16 protein-coding genes are annotated in these 17,379 nt (G+C 61.4%); 6 read left to right on the top strand and 10 right to left on the bottom strand.

Features of this window, described 5'->3' with window-relative positions; translation table 11 throughout:
- Positions 1–80 precede the first annotated feature (80 nt).
- Complete coding sequence (locus G442_RS0116080) at positions 81–1,268, bottom strand: hypothetical protein (RefSeq protein WP_146882591.1); 1,188 nt, start codon at positions 1,266–1,268, stop codon at positions 81–83.
- Positions 1,269–1,348: 80 nt separating this feature from the next.
- A complete protein-coding gene (gene hemF / locus G442_RS0116075; protein ID WP_026398810.1) occupies positions 1,349–2,260 on the bottom strand; it encodes an oxygen-dependent coproporphyrinogen oxidase in 912 nt (303 codons plus the stop codon).
- Between the two features lie 197 nt (positions 2,261–2,457).
- On the opposite strand from hemF, the gene G442_RS22820 reads away from it, so the two are divergent.
- The 5 genes from G442_RS22820 to G442_RS0116050 all read left to right on the top strand — a co-directional run bounded on the left by G442_RS22820 (position 2,458) and on the right by G442_RS0116050 (position 7,443).
- Positions 2,458–3,681, top strand: a complete 1,224-nt coding sequence (locus G442_RS22820) for a cytochrome b (protein ID WP_051292428.1) — start codon at positions 2,458–2,460, stop codon at positions 3,679–3,681.
- The gene (locus G442_RS0116065) at positions 3,678–4,436 is read left to right on the top strand and encodes a cytochrome c1 (RefSeq protein ID WP_146882594.1); all 759 of its coding nucleotides are present in this window, start codon (positions 3,678–3,680) and stop codon (positions 4,434–4,436) included. Before G442_RS22820 ends, G442_RS0116065 begins: the two co-directional genes overlap by 4 nt.
- Positions 4,426–5,325: an S-methyl-5'-thioadenosine phosphorylase gene (locus tag G442_RS0116060; RefSeq protein ID WP_026398808.1), complete on the top strand. Its 900-nt coding sequence runs from the start codon at positions 4,426–4,428 to the stop codon at positions 5,323–5,325. The genes G442_RS0116065 and G442_RS0116060 overlap by 11 nt, the downstream gene beginning before the upstream one ends.
- 266 nt (positions 5,326–5,591) lie before the next feature.
- On the top strand, positions 5,592–6,632 hold the full coding sequence (locus tag G442_RS0116055; RefSeq protein WP_035376789.1) for a Dyp-type peroxidase: 1,041 nt from the start codon (positions 5,592–5,594) through the stop codon (positions 6,630–6,632).
- Between the two features lies 1 nt (position 6,633).
- A complete protein-coding gene (locus tag G442_RS0116050; RefSeq protein WP_026398806.1) occupies positions 6,634–7,443 on the top strand; it encodes a family 1 encapsulin nanocompartment shell protein in 810 nt (269 codons plus the stop codon).
- A gap of 53 nt (positions 7,444–7,496) precedes the next feature.
- Here the strand turns inward: G442_RS0116050 and G442_RS0116045 are convergent, their stop codons facing one another.
- Complete coding sequence (locus tag G442_RS0116045) at positions 7,497–7,838, bottom strand: DUF6525 family protein (protein WP_026398805.1); 342 nt, start codon at positions 7,836–7,838, stop codon at positions 7,497–7,499.
- Positions 7,831–9,060: a GTP-binding protein gene (locus G442_RS0116040; RefSeq protein WP_026398804.1), complete on the bottom strand. Its 1,230-nt coding sequence runs from the start codon at positions 9,058–9,060 to the stop codon at positions 7,831–7,833. The genes G442_RS0116045 and G442_RS0116040 overlap by 8 nt, the downstream gene beginning before the upstream one ends.
- A gap of 59 nt (positions 9,061–9,119) precedes the next feature.
- On the opposite strand from G442_RS0116040, the gene G442_RS22815 reads away from it, so the two are divergent.
- Positions 9,120–9,767, top strand: a complete 648-nt coding sequence (locus G442_RS22815) for a DUF1826 domain-containing protein (RefSeq protein WP_456303711.1) — start codon at positions 9,120–9,122, stop codon at positions 9,765–9,767.
- Between the two features lie 226 nt (positions 9,768–9,993).
- Here the strand turns inward: G442_RS22815 and G442_RS25285 are convergent, their stop codons facing one another.
- The 6 genes from G442_RS25285 to G442_RS22810 form a co-directional block, all read right to left on the bottom strand.
- Positions 9,994–10,185, bottom strand: coding sequence for a hypothetical protein (locus tag G442_RS25285; protein ID WP_154660399.1), 192 nt, complete (start codon positions 10,183–10,185; stop codon positions 9,994–9,996).
- Between the two features lie 637 nt (positions 10,186–10,822).
- The gene (spt, locus tag G442_RS0116025) at positions 10,823–12,010 is read right to left on the bottom strand and encodes a serine palmitoyltransferase (RefSeq protein ID WP_026398802.1); all 1,188 of its coding nucleotides are present in this window, start codon (positions 12,008–12,010) and stop codon (positions 10,823–10,825) included.
- A gap of 7 nt (positions 12,011–12,017) precedes the next feature.
- Positions 12,018–12,269 carry an acyl carrier protein gene (locus G442_RS0116020; RefSeq protein WP_026398801.1) on the bottom strand — a complete coding sequence of 84 codons (252 nt, stop codon included), beginning with the start codon at positions 12,267–12,269 and terminating at the stop codon, positions 12,018–12,020.
- Positions 12,270–12,435: 166 nt separating this feature from the next.
- Positions 12,436–14,226, bottom strand: coding sequence for a fatty acyl-AMP ligase (locus G442_RS0116015; RefSeq protein WP_084440656.1), 1,791 nt, complete (start codon positions 14,224–14,226; stop codon positions 12,436–12,438).
- On the bottom strand, positions 14,226–15,356 hold the full coding sequence (locus G442_RS0116010; RefSeq protein WP_026398799.1) for a hypothetical protein: 1,131 nt from the start codon (positions 15,354–15,356) through the stop codon (positions 14,226–14,228). Before G442_RS0116010 ends, G442_RS0116015 begins: the two co-directional genes overlap by 1 nt.
- Before the next feature lie 14 nt (positions 15,357–15,370).
- Positions 15,371–16,810 (bottom strand): lipopolysaccharide biosynthesis protein, encoded by a 1,440-nt coding sequence (locus G442_RS22810; protein WP_084440659.1) that lies wholly within the window; start codon positions 16,808–16,810, stop codon positions 15,371–15,373.
- Between the last annotated feature and the right edge of the window lie 569 nt (positions 16,811–17,379).

Genomic DNA, 17,379 nt, shown 5'->3' with positions numbered 1-17,379 from the left:
CTGACTGCGGCTCGGCGACATTGCGCTCGATGAAACCGTGATCTCAAATCGTGGGCTGCCGCCAGCCAGATTTTATCAGATCAGCCTACTCGCCAAGACGGTCCGTGCTCCGCGAGCCACCGTCGCAGAGCGAGTATGGCCGAGAGGTCTGGCGCCAACGCAGCGTAGACGGAAGCGTCGTCTGCGCCCGCTATCAAGCGACCGCCATCATTTTTCGCCATTGCCGTGGCTTCGGGCTGGGCGGCCGCCAGTGTTGCGGCGTGCCGCCAACGCGCGGCCTGTGCGGGCGGCGTGAGCATGGGCAATACGAGCGCCATGTCGACGCACGCGGCCGCAGCTGTGGCTTTGAATGCGGGGTAAAGGGGGTGCGTGGGAGCGTGACCTCGCAACGCCTCATAGCGGGTGGTGAAATCCTGTGCGATGGAGACGCTCGGATCAGCAGTCGGCGTGATGGCGAACAGTGGTTCGAAACCGTCTGCGGCCAAACCCTGCAACAAGTCAGGGTGGGCAGAGTCAGCGGGGAGCTGTACGACGTCGACCTCGCCGCGGCGCAGGGCGCCTATGGCCGCCTCTGCTCCACCGAAGCCGCTGACTGGAATCACGCGCATCGACAGGATCGTCAGCGCAAGCATGGTCGGCAATTCAAGTCCATTCGGCGCGGAAACTGCGACGCGAACAGGACGGTCCTTCAGCATGGTGCGTAAGCTGCGCCGGAAGTCCACGCGACCGACGGCGATAGGGGCGCTAACGCTGAGCAGCACGGGCAGCCAGCGTTGATAGTCGAAATGCACGCGCGGATCGCCGGCCTGGGCGGCGAGAATGGCCGCGCCCGGCGCCAGCAGCGCGCTGCCGCTCTCGTCTGCGGAAGCGAGTGAGTCAAACAGGTTCGCGCCTGTCACGCCGTCCTGGCCGCCGGTCTTTCGCAGGACGATCGGGGAGTCGGTGGAGAGCGTTTCCGAAAAACTCGAGGCGATGAGCGACGCCCAGCGTGCGGGGGCTGCGTTTCCAGCCACAATCAAAGTCGGGGTGCCGATCGCCGTGGCCGCAGTGACCTGCGCCACCGTCTCGATGTCGGGGCGAGCGTGTTGCGTGCGTAGAGGAGGCGCGGCGTGCAGGAGGCCGCAGCGGGCGGCGGTCAACGCCCCCACGACAGCGCCGACAGTTTTCAGGACGTCGCGGCGGGCCGCGACGTTCAGCGGCGGCTTTCGCTCGCGACGTCGTGGGGCTTCGCTCCCGTCTTCAGTTACGTCGTAATCGGCCTCAGGCACGTGACTCCAGACTCCCTTCATCGCTTTATCAGTTCAAACGACCAGCCTTACAACCAGGTTAAAGCGCGTCTGCGGCAAAATCAGGGCCATTTCACCTCTGGTGGCAGGCTCATCAGGATGGCTTCTGTGTTGCCGTTGGTCCGAAGCCCGAACAGCGTGCCCCGGTCGTGCAGCAGGTTGAACTCGACATAACGTCCGCGTCGGACCAGCTGCGCTTCGCGCTGTTCGGGCGTCCAGGGTTCCAACATGCGGGCGCGGACAATCTCGGGATAGGTCTCCAGAAAGGCAAGCCCGACGTCGCGGGTGAAGGCGAAGTCGCGTCCTGCGTCGCCGCTTCGCAGGTGGTCGTAGAAAATTCCGCCCAGTCCGCGCGGCTCCATGCGGTGCGGCAGGTAGAAGTATTTGTCACACCACGCCTTGAAGCGCGGATAGTAATCCGGGTCGTGGCGGTCGCACGCGGTTTCGAACCCCTTGTGAAAGCGCGCGGCGTCGTCCTGCGCCTCAGCGCTTTCGGGGAACATTGGGGTGATGTCGCCGCCGCCGCCGAACCAGCCTTCGGTCGTGACGATCATGCGCGTGTTGAAATGCGCGGCGGGAACGAGCGGATTGCTCATATGCGCCACAAGGCTGATTCCCGTGGCGAAAAAGCGAGGATCCTCCGCCGCTCCAGGAATGGTCTTGCGAAACTCGGGGCTGAATTCGCCCTGCACCGTCGAGACGTTGACGCCGACCTTCTCGAACACCCGCCCACGCATCAGGCTCATAACGCCGCCGCCGCCATGGCCGCCGCTTTCGTCTTCGCGCGACCAGCTTTTGCGCTCAAAGCGTCCGGCGGCCTCCCGGCCTGGCAGGGTCTGCGTCCCGTGCTCCACCGCGTCCTGCTCGATCGCTTCGAACGCGTTGCAGATCCGGTCGCGTAGCGTTTCGAACCAGCTCCGGGCCTCGGCCTTCATAGCCTCATGCGTTGCGCCGACGTTCTCGGACTGTTCCATATCGGGGCCTCCGCCTGTTTGCTCGTCCGGCCGCACGCGCTGCGTTCGCGCGGCGTCGCCAGTCGCGCAAGACGGGTGCGCCATCCAGTCAATCATTGCAAGGTCGGGCTCATTGCAAGAGTGGCGGCTCGGCCGTTAAACAGGCGCGCGGGCTCTGGTCGCGCAACCGATTTCCGGCTTTTCGGCTTCGAGAGGGAATGCGCATGACGACGGCGCCTTCAGACCACGACACTGACTGCTCGGTCGATCATCCCGCGGGACCGCTGGGTTGGGTCGACACGCGACTGCCGGTGGTCGGGGTCTTCAAGCGTGAATATGTCCGCTTCCCGATGCCACGCTCCCTCAATCTGTTGTGGACGGTCGGCGCGATGCTGACCGTTGCTCTGACGTTGATGCTGTTGTCCGGTCTGGCGTTGGCCCTGCACTACACGCCCAGCGCCGCAGATGCTTTCGCCTCAATCGAGGAGATCGAGCGACGCGTCCCCGGCGGCTGGCTATTGCGCTCAATGCATATGACCGGCGCCAGCCTGTTCGTTGGCGCGTTGTATCTGCATCTGTTCAGGGGGCTTTATTACGGCTCCTACAAGGCACCGCGCGCGTTGCTCTGGCTGATCGGCATGACCTTGTTCGCGATGGTGCTTGTCACCGCTTTCGCTGGTTACGTGTTGCCGTGGGGGCAGATGTCTTACTGGGGCGCCGACGTCGCCGGGAAAGCGATCGCTGCCGTCCCGGGCGTGGGGCCTCTTCTGGAGCGCATGTTCCTCGGTGGCGATCATCCGGGCGACGGGACTCTGCATCGTCTGTTCGTTCTGCATTTCACGCTCGCGTTTGCGGTGCTCGGCGTCGTCGGGCTGCATATCGCGGTGCTGCATGTCTCCGGGCCGGGGACGCCGAGCGGCCGCCCTCCAGCAGGGCCGAGCGAAACCCTTCCGTTCCATCCGTATTTCACAGCCAAAGACGGGCTTGCGCTGGTCGTCTTCGCTCTGGCGTTCGCGGCGGTGATGTTCTTTTTGCCGAGCCTGATCGTCGAACCGGCGAATTATCGTCCCGCCAACCCGATGCGCACGCCGCCCAACATAGAGCCCGAATGGTACCTGCTGCCGTTCTATGGCGTCCTGCAGTCGGTGCCGTCCAAACTGGGTGGGCTGCTGGCGTCGGTAGGCTCCATTCTCGTGCTCTTCGCTGCGCCCTGGCTTGATACGTCGCCGGTCCGCTCCGCCCGCGAGCGTCCGGTCTATCGGGCCGGGATGGCTGCGCTGGTTGTGTCTTTCATTCTGCTGGGCATGGCTGGCGCACGGCATGTTCAGGGTGTGTGGCTATATGTCGGGCAGGCGGCCACGCTCTATTACTTCGTGCATTTTCTTGCCCTCATGCCGCTGGTCTCGCATCGCGAGATCGCGGCGGCGAAGCGCGCGCCATGAACCGACCGTCCTTTCTGAGGGGGGTGGCGAGCGCCGCCATTGTCGCAGCGCTCCTGTCTCCGGCGTCGTCTTTCGCCGCCAAGGGCGATCATGACCCTGCGCCGAAACGGGCGTGGAGCTTCGACGGACCGCTCGGCCATTTCGACCTCGCCAGCGTTCAGCGCGGCTACGCCGTCTACGCACAGGTCTGCTCCAACTGCCACGGGATGGAGCATGTCTATTTCGGCGATCTTCGCGGGATGGGCCTGAACGACCATCAGGCTGAGGCCGTCGCGGAGAGCCATACGGTTCCAGACGGCGTGGAAGGAAAGACGCGTCCTGCGACACTGGATGATGCTTTCCCGACGCCGCCTGTGGCGCGGGGCCTGACGCCGGGCGCGGTCATCCCGCCCGATCAATCGCGGCTCGCGGTCGTCTATCCCGGCGGTCCTGATCGTATCTACGCCCTGTTGACTGGCTATGGGCCGCCGCCTGCGGGCGTGACGGAGGCCAAGGATACGTTCTACAACCGCTTCGCTCTGGGGCGGACCATCGCCATGCCGCCGCCGCTGCATGACGGTTCGGTGGTTTATGCCGACGGCACGCAGGCGACGCTGGATCAGGAAGCGCAGGACGTCACGACCTTTCTGGCGTGGGTCGCCCAGCCCCATCTTGACGAGAGACGCCGCGTCGGCGTGCGCGTAACGCTTTACCTGCTGTTCCTCGGTTGCCTTCTTTTCATTCTCAAACGGAGAGTCTGGTCCAATGTCCACTAACGCTACGCAGAGCGTGAGCCCCGTCATCGGCGTCATCGGAGGGTCCGGCCTCTATGACATCGCGGGGCTCGAGAACAAGGAGTGGCGCAAGGTCGAGACGCCCTGGGGCGCGCCGTCTGACGAACTGCTGTTCGGCACGCTGGACGGCGTGCGTTGCGTGTTTTTGCCCCGGCACGGTCGGGGCCATCCGCTGCCCCCTTCGCGCCTGAACTATCGCGCCAATGTCGCGGCGATGAAGATTGCGGGCGTCACTGACATTATCTCGCTCTCCGCCGTCGGCTCGCTGCGCGAGGATTTGCCGCCGGGGCATTTCGTCATCGTCGACCAGTTCATCGACCGCAGCTTCGCGCGCGAGAAAAGCTTCTTCGACACGGGATGCGTCGCGCATGTGTCCGTGGCCGATCCGGTCTGCCCGCGCATAGGCGACGTGGCGCAGGCGAAACTGGCGGAACTGGGCGTTCCGCATACGCGCGGCGGCACGTATCTGGTGATGGAAGGACCGCAGTTCTCCACCCGCGCCGAGAGTGAACTGTATCGGAGCTGGGGTTGCGCCGTGATCGGCATGACCAACATGCCGGAGGCCAAGCTCGCCCGAGAGGCTGAGATTTGCTACGCGACGGTCGCCATGGTGACGGATTACGACTGCTGGCACGACGGGCACGACAGCGTGACGGTCGACGCCGTGGTCAAGGTCATGCACGACAACGCCGATCACGCGCGCGCTTTGGTGAAGGCGATGATCCCGGAGCTTGGCAAGGCGCGCGGCCTGTGTCCGGCTGGCTGCGACCGGGCGCTGGAGCATGCTCTGATCACGGCGCCGTCGCACCGCGACCCGGCCTTGCTGAGCAAGCTGGAAGTCGTCGCCGGACGAGTGCTCCGGAAGCATTGATCGAACGGGCCTGCGTGGTCCGCAAGCGCGTCCGGACATGAGCTTTCTGCGCAGTCAGATGGTTGTGCCCGGCAAGAGACGCCAGTGGCGAGAGCGCTTTGGACGGTCCTGAGGCGCCCGGCAATGTCCGGGCGACAAGTGAGTAAAGTATCGCTGGGGCTTTTCGATCTGACGCCGAGGTGTCTAAAATCGTGGGCGGCGATCGTTGAGGCCCGCAGCAAAGTCGTGGCGCTGATTTCACGACGGTTGAATTGGGAGAGCAGGGTTTGTCTTCAGCCACGCCGCAGGCCGTCGGGGAAAAACTGACGAGCGCCGCGATTTTTCTGACCCTGACGTTGCATCGCGGACCGGAGCACGGCGCAACCCTGCGCGACCTTTGCGCCGATCTCTCCTCGCTTGTGCGCGGCGTTGGATTCCGCGCGCCGGACGGTCGTCTGTCCTGCGTGATGGGCGTGGGGTCGGAGGCGTGGGATCAGACTTTCGGCGCGCCTCGTCCAAAGGAACTGCACCCGTTCCGTGAAATCAACGGCGTTCACCACGCGCCGTCAACGCCGGGCGATCTGCTGTTTCATATCCGTGCGGCGCGTATGGACCTCTGCTTCGAACTTGCGGCCAACATCGTCTCGCGCCTTGAGGGCTCGGCGGTCGTGGTCGACGAGGTCCATGGGTTCAAGTATTTCGACGAGCGCGACCTGCTGGGGTTCGTGGACGGGACGGAAAACCCGGTGAAGCAGGACGCCGTCGCCGCCACCATAATCGGCGACGAAGATCTGGATTTCGCTGGCGGAAGCTATGTGATCATCCAGAAATACTTGCATGATCTCAAAAAATGGGATGCGATTCCCGTTGAACAGCAGGAAAGAATTGTCGGACGCAAGAAGCTCTCGGACATCGAACTGTCAGAGGCCGCCAAGCCCAGCTACGCGCACAACGTTCTGACGAATATTGAAGAGAATGGCGAGCAGTTGCAGATTCTCCGCGACAACATGCCGTTCGGCGATGTCGGCAAGGGAGAGTTCGGCACCTACTTTATAGGGTACGCCAAATCGCCTGCACGCATCGAGCGGATGCTCGGCAACATGTTCATCGGCCTGCCGCCGGGTAATTATGATCGTCTCCTCGACGTCAGCCGCGCTGTGACAGGATCGTTGTTCTTTATCCCTACAGCGGATTTTCTGGACGCCACGTCTGCGGACGCAGAGCCCGTGGCGGCCGAGGACGTTCAGGGCGCGGGTGAGTCGCCCCCCGTTGAACAAGCCTCGCCCAAGGGATCTCTCGGTATCGGTTCATTGAAGGAAGAAATCTGACATGAATAATCTGCACAGGGATCTCGCTCCCATATCGGACGCCGCCTGGGCGGAAATCGAGGACGAGGCCTCACGCACGCTGAAACGTTACCTTGGCGCGCGCCGTGTCGTGGATGCGCCGGAGCCCAAGGGCGTCGGCTTCGCCGCAGTGACGACGGGTCACACGACGAAAATTGACGGCCCCGCGGAGGGAATTCGGGCGTTACGTCGCGAGGTTTTGCCACTGGTGGAGCTTCGTATTCCGTTCTCCCTGAGCCGGGAGGCGATTGACGACGTCGAGCGCGGGTCACTGGACTCCGACTGGCAGCCGCTGAAGGATGCGGCGAAGAAGATCGCTTTTGCAGAAGATCGCGCTGTGTTCGACGGTTACGCCGCCGCCGGGATTCAGGGCGTCCGTGAGGGAACGTCGAACCGCAAGCTTACCTTGCCGACATCTGTCATGGACTACCCTCGGGTTATCGCTGATGCGCTGAACGAGTTGCGCCTCGCGGGCGTCAACGGGCCCTACGCCGTCGTTCTTGGCGAGGCCGCCTCCGCCGCCGTCAGCGGGGGGAACGAAGAAGGATATCCGGTTCTCCGCCACATCGAGCGCCTCGTGGAAAACAAAATCGTTTTCGCGCCCGCCATCGAGGGTGTGTATGTTCTTTCAATCCGTGGCGGCGATTTCGAGCTGAATATCGGGCAGGATCTGTCCATCGGGTACAGCAGCCATTCTACCGAGTCTGTCGAGCTGTATCTGCAGGAAAGCTTCACGTTCCGTGTTCTGACCAGCGAAGCGTCCGTCGCGATCCTGCCCGCAGCAGGCGAATAGTATTGCGAAACGACTTCCGCTCTCTCCGCTCTCGGCGGAGGGAGTTTGAGCAGTCAGGAAGACAGACGCAGGACGCTCGCCCGGGCGGCGTCGTGGGCGAGCGGATATCCGAACCGCTCCGCATGTCGCTCGGCGAACGCCTGCCGCTCCAGTCGTTCGCAATAATCGAGATAACGGATCAGAGCCCGCTCCGCACGAGGCGTTCGTCCATATTGTCGCTTGTAATGACGCCACAGCATCAGGACATTGACGGCCCACGCGTCATAGCTGTGCTCGTTCAGCCTCCTGCGGACGGCGCAGGGCAGAGCGTCGAAAGCGTCCCAGTCGTCGCCTTCATATCGCCGCCACATCTCGCCTCGTAGCGTGCGTTCATTAGAGCGTCCGGGATCAGGCATCCTCGAAGGCCTCCTCCTGCTCGCGACGCCAGATCGGGAATGGGTCGGGCAAATGCGCGTAAAGCAGCGGGTCGAAGCGCCCGGCGTCCAGCTCCGGGATCAAGGCCGCGTCGAGCGCCTTGCGGATTGCGACTTCGTCCATGGCGGACGTGCCGATGAATACGATCTCTTGCCTGCGGTCCGCGTATAGCGGGTCCCATTTGGACAGGATCATGTCCTCCCACTCCGGGCTTTCGGGCCATTGGCTTTTCGGGATCGCTCCCCACCAGAAGCCCAGGGCCTGGGTGCGGACCATCGGGCCCGCCTGCCCGAGTTCGCCGACCCATTCCGGGCGGGTGGCCAGCCAGAAGTGCCCTTTGGCGCGAATGACGCCGGGCCATGAAGCGTCGATGAACGCCTTGAATCTTTCGGGGACAAACGGTCGGCGGGCGCGATAGACGAAGCTGCGGACGCCGTATTGCTCGGTTTCTGGAACATGATCCTGAAACTCGAACAATTCCTTGTACCACAGAGGATGTTTGTGCGCCTTTTCATAATCGAAGCGTTCGGTGTTCAGGACGCGGTCCGGCGCCACGACGCCCATGTCCGTCTCGATGACGTCAGCGTCCGGGTTCAGGCTGCGAATAATCTGTCTCGCCGCATCCTGCTGCTCAACTGTTGCGGCCGATATCTTGTTCAGAATAACGATGTCCGCGAACTCGATCTGCTCCACAAGAAGATCGACAAGTGTACGGTCGTCTTCCTCCCCGGCGCTCTCGCCTCTCTCGCGCAGGAAATCGGAGGAGCTGTAGTCGTTCAGCAGGTTCGCGGCGTCAACGACCGTCACCATAGCGTCGAGACGGGCAATGTCGGACAGGCTGTATCCAGCTTCGTCTCGGAATTCGAATGTCGCTGCGACGGGGAGAGGTTCCGAGACTCCGGTTGATTCTATCAGGAGATAGTCGAACCTCTTTTCCTCAACGAGCCTGCGCGTCTCCTGCAGGAGGTCGTCGCGCAGGGTGCAGCAGATGCAGCCGTTGCTCAGTTCGACGAGTTTTTCGTCCGTGCGGGACAGGGCGCCGTTTTCTCGCACCAGTTCGGCGTCGATGTTCACGTCGCTCATGTCGTTGACGATGACGGCGACTTTCAGCCCCTGCCTGTTGTTCAGGATATGGTTGAGCAACGTGGTTTTTCCGGCGCCGAGAAAGCCGGACAGAACTGTGACGGGAAGGCGGGACGTCATGGGGGCTGATCCTGCTGTTGCGCCGAAGGTGAGCGTCATGTTATGTTATAACATAACAAATGCAGGGAACTCAAATGCGCTCCGGATGTGCGACACAGCGACGGTTGCTGGTTCCTTCGTCGTTGCGCGAGATAGAGCGCCCGGATTGTCATCTGGCCCACTTGCCGCGCGTTCTGGATCAAGGTCTCGTTAGGGCTGTATTCGCCTATCTTGAGAGTGGTCCGGAACTTTTCCTCGATATGGGCAGGCCGGAGATTCTGGAGACCCGGCTGATGAGCGTTGCCGGGAATGCCGCAGCATGTCTCGTCGACGACATTCTGGCGCTGGTGCATCATTACAGGCATTTGACCGGAGAAGACGATGTGCGTCTTCGACTTGAGTGCATTGACCACGACAGTTGCCGCCGTTTTCACGTCGACAATGTTGGGTTGCGGTTGCTCTGCACCTATATCGGCCCCGGCGTGCAGTGGAAACGCGCCGATGATGGCGATATTCACGAAACACTTGCCGGAGATATAGTTATTCTTAAAGGGTTGCTCTATCCGGGGGGGGTGGCCGCAGGAGCCGTGCTTCACCGGTCGCCGCCGCTTTCCGAGCTTTCCATTTCGACGCGGCGTTTGCTGCTGACCGTCGATCACGTGGGGGCATGCGGAATGAACGTTCAACAATCCGTTGCAGCGAGCACCTTAAATGTTCGTAGTCGATAGCTGGCCGGCCAGCCGGGACGATGCTGGCGCAAGGGTCACGGCGTCGTCAGATCCAGCCATCGTTGCTGACGTTTTAGGGGCATCTTCCGACATCGTGGTCTGGGGGCGTCAGGCGCCTCGAGACTGGACTGCGCATATCGTCAATGATGCACCCGTAAACGACGGGGTGGCGTTTTCAGGCACTGTTGACCAGGCCATCTTGTTTCTTCGAGACAAAGCAAAGATTTCACAAAATTGTCGTTTTCTGAGAGAGGATGTCGAACAGACCGTATCTCTCGTCGCCGCGTTGGCGGTCGTCAGAAAGGTACGCATAACCCTGAGGCCGTTCAGGAAAAGCTTCTCCATTCCTCTTTCTTCCGCGGCGACGTTGTCGGTGTTTTGCCTTTATGGAGAGGGCGATTTTCGCCTTGCCGATCATGCGGACGCCTCTACTTCGGATATGATTACGCTGGATGCATACGCGTTGGCGTTCTGCTGGCGCGCCACGCAAAAATTCGCCTCGGCGACGTTTTCGTGCATGTCGAGCGTATGTTTCGGTCTCTGTGTGGAGGCGTTGCCGGACGCTCCGGCGCTTTTTGGGGCGTGACTGGCGTCGGTCGGTATGCGGCGGCGGAGTTGCGATAGGGCTGTTGTGGAATCGCACCTGTCGACGTCAGTTCTGTATTCGATCCTGGGGCGTCATCCGGTCAGATGGAATCGGCTGGTCGGATAATGCTCGCCAAAACGATGAACAGGAACTTTATCCGTAAACCCGTGTGAATAGATAAGGTGCCAGATCCCTATTTTTTCGGGGATTTTTCCGATCCTGCGTAATCATCGGATCGCCTCACGCTCGAGTGACGCCTGCCGAGCGGGGGAAGCGTCGGATGAGCTGGAAGGACGCGAGTTGGGTGGGGGTACCAAAAATGGCGACTGGACAGCGCTTTGGTAACGCAGACGCTCGTCAACGGACGCCTGATCGGGCCTCGATATGCTGAGGCGCCGTAAGGGTGGTGGAAAACCCGGTGGGGTCCGTCTACTTGCCGATAAAGGCTGATACGGACCCTGCCTTTACGTTAACTGAGACTTGCGCCAGCTTCGGCGAAGATTTCGACAGCGCGCGCGATCTGCGCGCTCGTATGGCTGGCCATCACCGAGCACCGCAAAAGCGGGCGATGATCAGGGGTCGCGGGCGGCAGGCTCAGATTGACGTAAAGCCCGAGGTCCAGAAGCCTGTTCCACAAAGCAATCGCTTCTTCGACAGTTTCCAGAGTCACCGCCACGACCGGGCTGACCTGCTGGCTGACGTTCAGCCCCAGACCCTTGAGGCCTGCGTGAAACTGCGCTGCGTTCTGTGACAGCTGCGTCCGCAGTTCCGGTTGGGCGAGCATGTCGTCGAGCGCCGCCATCGTGGCGGCGATTACTTCCGGCGGCAGGGAGGCCGTGAACATATAGGGGCGGCACTGCAGTCGGACGAGATCAATCTCGTCGTGATTGGAGACGCAGTAACCGCCGACGGTTCCCAGGCTCTTCGAGAACGTGCCGACGATAAAATCGACATCCGCCTCGACGGCTTCAGCCTCGGCGACGCCGCGTCCGGTCGGGCCGAGAACGCCGAACGAATGGGCTTCGTCGACGAGCAGCGTCGCGCCGGTTTCTCGTTTGATCGCGGCCATCTCTTTGAGTGGCGCGACGTTGCCGGTCATCGAATAGATGCCCTCCACGACGACCAGCTTGGCGCCGGGCGCTCCTTCAAGGCGCCGCAGGCGTTTGTGCAGATCGTCGGGATCGTTGTGCTTGAAGCGTATAACCTGGGCATGTCCAAGACGGCTGGCGTCGTAGATGCTCGCGTGGCTGTCGGCGTCGAGGATCAGGTAATCGTCCTTGCCGGCGAGGGTCGAGATCATTCCGAGATTGGCTTGATAACCGGTGGAGAACACCATGCAGTGCTTCTGCCCGAAGAACGAGGCAATGCGTTGCTCAAGCTGCCGGTGCACGCTCTGCGTGCCGTTGGCGATCCGCGATCCGGTAGTGCCTACGCCTCTGGCGCGCACGGCGTCGATCGCGGCGTCGATCGCACGCTGGGACTGGCTGAGTCCGAGATAGTTGTTCGTGCCGAACAGCAGCGTGTCGCGGCCTTCGATGATTCCGACTGTCGAGGACACGGGCCGTTCGATCATCACGTCGAACGGGTTACGGCCGCCGCCAGCGGTCAGCAGGGCGAGTCTTTGCTCGACGGTGCGGAACTTGTCGAAGATGCTCATTCAGACCTCAACCGCCATTTTTGAGGGAGACGATACAGGTCGCAAGGTCGTCCACGGTGCGGATGTCGGCAAGACGGTCGAGCGGCACGGATACATCCATTTCGTCTTCGATCTCCATGACGAAATTCATCACGGCGAGTGAGTCGAAAGCCAGATCTTCCACTATCTTGCTGGACCCGTTTATGTCGCGGGGCACCTTGGGATTGGCCAGCAGCTTGTTGACGATCAGCGCCGATACATCCTCAATTGTTTCGCTCATCGGATCACCTTTCATCATTGCTGTCCGCCGCCACGCGTCGGCTTGTATCTGTCGCAGACGACGACCTTCGCCTCGCCGTGCGAGCCGAGCGCCGTCGTTATGGCTTAAAAGCTGATGGCTGGCCAGAAGCGGCCTGGCATTGCGCGCGCGTCATGCGCGCGGCGCATCATGCGGCGTCGGCTGTTTCGTCGCGAGGGTCGAAAGCGCCGGACAGCAGCATAGTTTTCGCCTTTGCCCGCGTCAGCTTGCCGGAGGACGTCTGTGGTAGGGAGTGCGGAGGCACGAGCACGACATTGACGTCGACACCGTGCAAGCGACGGAAAAGGCTTGCGACGCGGTCGCGCAGTTCCTCTCGCGCGTCAGCTGTGGTTGCGCGGCATTGCACGAGCGCCACCACTTTTTCCCTGTCGTCTTCCTCGATCGAGAACACGGCGACATCGCGGCTGCGGAGCGTCTCGATCTCGGTTTCGGCGCACCACTCCAGATCCTGCGGCCAGATATTGCGGCCGTTGATGATGATCAGGTCCTTTGCCCGGCCGGTGACGACGATCTGGCCGTCCTTCATGTAGCCAAGATCGCCGGTGTTCAGCCAGCCATCGGCGCTTAGCGCCTCGGCGGTTTCCACCGGAAGGCGGAAATAACCGCTCATCAGGCTCGGCCCGCGCACGTAGATCGCGCCGACTGTCCGTTCGGGCAGGGCCGAGCCGTCCGGGCCGCGCACTTCCATTTCATGCCCAGGCAGGACGCGGCCACACAGCATGAACGTGCGCAGCGAAAGGGAGGGATCGTTCGCGGAAATCGCCACGCCTTCGGACTCCAAGCGGCGCAGATCGACCGTGTCGGTCTGGATGCCGCTTCCCAAAGGGGCGAAGCTGATGGCGAGGGTGGCTTCGGCCATGCCGTAGCTGGCGACGAAGGCCCGTTGATCGAAGCCAACGGAAGCGAAGCGTTCCCCGAAGTCTTCGAGGATGTGCGGCCGGATCATGTCTCCGCCGATACCGGCGATCCGCCAGCACGACAGGTCGATATCGCCCGAGCCGGATCGACGGGCGCAAAGCTCGTAACCGAAGGACGGGCTATAGGAAATGGTGCCGCGATTGCGTGAGATCAGTTCCAGCCACACATGAGGGCGGCGGGCGAATTCGCGGGTCGGTAAAAGATCGACTGTCAGCTGGCATGTCATGGGCGTCAGGAAGAACCCGACGAGGCCCATGTCATGGTACAGTGGCAGCCAGGATACGCAACGATCTCCGTCTTCCCGCACCTGGAGGCCGTCGCGCGCGATGGAGCGCGCGTTGGCCATGCCCGATTTTTGGGTGACGCAAACGCCTTTAGGGAAGCGTGTGCTGCCTGAGGAGAACTGAAGATAGGACAGCGCTTCTGGTTTGACTGCAGGAAGCGGGCGCATTGGCGCGGGTAGGGAGGCCAGTTGCGCCGGGTTTCCGCCGAATTTCAAATCAAAGCCGGCGACGATTTCGTCGGTCCATCCGCCAATGACGTCCGGGACCACGAGAGCGGACGCGTCGGAGCTTTCGATCATGCCGCGTATGGTCGCGACATAGGCTTCGCGTCCGCCGAAGGCGACGGGCAACGGCATGGGGGTCGCGACCAGTCCGGCGTACTGGCAGCCAAAGAAGATACGTGCGAAATCACCATCGCTCTCGGCGATCAGGCCGACGCGGTCGCCGGGCTTCAGGCCGAGCGCAAGCAGGCGAAGCGCCATTTCCCGCGCCTGCTCCCTGAGAGCGGCGTAAGGAAGCGCTTCAAGCAGCACGCCACGTCCGGAATATATATTGAAACCGGCCGAGCCTTCCGCAGCGTAATCGAGCGCTGCGGTGAAGGTGTCGAAATCTCCGTGGCGGCGCTTCTGTCCGGAGGCGCTCGGAACTGGAGCTGGCGATGTGTTCTGGAACGCAAGATTCAAAGAAGCGTTATCCACACGAGATATGACGGTCATCAGCTGGCCATTCTAAGGTAATCGACAATTGCGTCCGCCCCGACTGGCGCTGTAGGGGCGTCGCCGCTGAGGTCGAAGGTGTCGCCTATATAGTCTTTTTGGCTGGCGATGAAATCTTCATGCGTGAAAAACGCCCGATCAATCGCCCCGCCGATATCGTCGGCGCTGTCCCTGACGTCGCCCAGCGACCAGAAACGGTAGTTGGGATCGTCCTGCCAGGCGACGTCGTGAGCGTTGAGAAACAGGCAGGGGCGCGGCCGGATCAGAAACTCCGCCACCTGAGAGCTGACGTCGCCAAGGTAGAGATCGGAGCCCATGGTGTAGGTCATGTCGAGGCTGCGCGGGCTGCCTGTATCGATCAGCATGTGCTCGTAATGGCCATAGGCGCGTTTTAGCTGCGCGATCTCGGCGCGACGTGTGTCGAACAGACGATAATGCGGCGCGAAAACGAGGTTGTAGCGGTCCTGTCGGGCGAAATGATCAAGGATATTAAGCCCGAAGCGCGGCCACGAAGACAGCCCACGACTGAAGTGTGGATTGTACATGACGGTCGGACGATCATTTGGGAACAGGCGGGGCCGTCCCGTTTGCATACGCTGGACCATGTCGAATTTCGCGTAGACGCCTGTCTTGTAGCGCCCCGGCCTGATGGACCCGTCGGCGAGCAGGCGCTGCTCAAGCTTGCGGCCCGCCATGAGAACGTAATCGAACAATCTTACGTCACGAGCGAACCCGATGGCGCGGTCGCCGGCGCCGTGGCGAGTCCAGATCATCCGCGGGGTTTGGACGCCGAGCTTGCGGAGATAGAGCGAAGTTCTCTCTGGAACCACTATGCCCTGAAATGTAGAGAAATAATTCTTGTTATAAAACAGGCTCGCAAACTTCGAAATAACGGTGTGTCCGTGCTTCTCAACCTGCCTGCGGATCATGTTTGGCAAGTGTAGGAGCTCGAATCGTACCTGTGCCTCCGGGTAAAACGAGGCGAGGAACTTCGCGTAGTCCAGGTGCTTCTCGGTCGCGCAGGCAACATGGACCTCCACGCCGGGGTGGCGGCTGGCGGTCTCCATGGCGATGGGGAGGGAATGAAGCGTCTGGTGAGGTTGCGCTATATAGGGAAAAAGTAAACGCATCAGTAGGTTACGCACTATCCTTTGGGGGGCGCGTCCACGCCTGCCGGCTTAGCGCCGCTCAGTCGCCAGACAAATCCCAGTTGCATAAGGACAAGAAATACGGTGGCTCCAAGTATCGCCGGGCCCGCTCCATCAAGACCGTACCACTCGGTCGTCAGCACGAGAAGTGGCAGATAAAGCATGGCGTCCAAGCCTCGGGCGATGATCACGGCGCCAATCCGGCGCATCGTGAACAACAGAGGCTCAAGCGGCAATCCCCATATGGCTACGACCTCGGCTCCAAGCAACCACATCGTGAGGGGTAGGGCGTCTGCTCCGTTCGGTCCGATTACGATCTGCAGGATCGGCCCTCCGAGAAACCATGCGAAGCACAGTAGCACGCTTCCCAGGGCTCCGGCGGCAAGGGCCGCGCGCACAGCCAATACATACAAGTGCAATGTATCCCGTTTATTCCAGAGTCGGGTCATCTCCGGGTACAGCGTCGACTGCACGAGGGTCGCGGGTTTCGCGATGCCGGCGGCGATCTGGCTTCCGACACGATAGTAACTGGCGCTCACCGGCCCCAACATGCCGCCGATCACCAGGGTGCCAATATGCCCGAAGGCGAGGGTCAGCGTCGAATTCAGGTTGGTTGTCAGCGCGAAGCGCCAGACCCCGGGAAATGCGCGACTGATTCCACCACGAAAAAGATCCTCGAAAATTTGCCCGGGGCGATCCAGAAGGCCCCTCAGTAGATCTTTTTTCGCCAATTCCAGCGTAGCGAACCCAAACAACGTCACGCAGGACGCGACTTCCGCCAGCATCCAGACCGCAGCCATTGCGGTAACGCTGCCGCCCCACGCCCATAATATGAGTGTCCCGACCAGCCGCACCACGGTGGCCACGACGCTTTGCGCCGAAATCAGGCTGTATTTGTTCAGAAGCCTGAGTATGCCGACTGGAGTGGCTGACGCCATGAAGAATATGCTCGTGGCGTATAACGGCCCCAGGAGGGCGAGTGAATCCGGCCAGCCGAGCCAGTCGCGTCCCAACCAGGCGAAGGCCGCGCCGATCAGGGCGCCGAAGAGCCCTCCGGCAATATCGAGCGTCAGGCCGAAACGCAGGATTCGATGGAACGCGTTGATGTCGCGCCTGCCCAGAGACTCACTGCCGAAATTGAGGACCGTCTGCCACGACTGAAAGTCGGCGATGTCTCCAACCGTGCGCGCGAACGCATAGAGAAGGACGATCAGGCCGAAATCGTGGGCGCCCAGTAACCGTATGGCAAGAGACGTGTGCAGTAGGGCCAGCGGTGCGTTAAGTGCGCGCCCGGCCATAAGGATGCTGACATTGCGAACGATACGCTTCTGGGGAGAGGCGTTGTCTTGTTCGGTATGGGCGTCCTCAGGGGCGTTGGCGTCGGAATGCGGCGGCTGACCGCGAGAGTTCCGGGCGTTCTGGCTGCTTTCGGTCATAGTCGCCGTATCGGCCATTCGGCAGAAACGGGCAATGTTGGTCGTCTTTCCCGACCGTCGGGGTGGCTACGATTGGCTTGAAATCGCGGTCGGCTGCTGGTTCTGCGGGTTGAGGTGAAAAATCTGCGTTTTTTTTGTGGGTTGGTGTTGACGGTGTGGTGTGAGGGGGCTTATACCCCCGTTCACCGGCGGCGCTGAGGGGTTGATCTTCTCGGACGAAGCCGGTAAAGTTCTCGGCCCGCTGGTTGGCGGCCTGCTCTTTGACAAGAGAATATGGAATAGAGAGGGATATGCTGACGGCGTTTCTTCTTGGGTTAGGGGGCTTTCGGGCTTTTTGATCTGGGGGGTTGGTTGGTTGGACTTTAGGTTAAGTCTGACTGATTGGACGTTTGTTTAGCGTATCTTTTGACAGACGCGTTTTATACAGATGTTTCGATGAGTACATGTTCCTGTCAATGATAGGAATTTGGCTAGGACTTGGCTTTGTTTGTTATGTTGGGGCTTTGGCTCTGACGTGATGAACCTGAGAGTTTGATCCTGGCTCAGAGCGAACGCTGGCGGCATGCTTA

The sequence above is a fragment of the Acetobacter nitrogenifigens DSM 23921 = NBRC 105050 genome (genome assembly GCF_000429165.1).
GTDB classification, from domain to species: Bacteria; Pseudomonadota; Alphaproteobacteria; order Acetobacterales; family Acetobacteraceae; genus Acetobacter; species Acetobacter nitrogenifigens.
The sequence above is the reverse complement of the archived record's forward strand: the minus strand, read 5'-3'. Positions and strand labels throughout refer to the sequence as shown.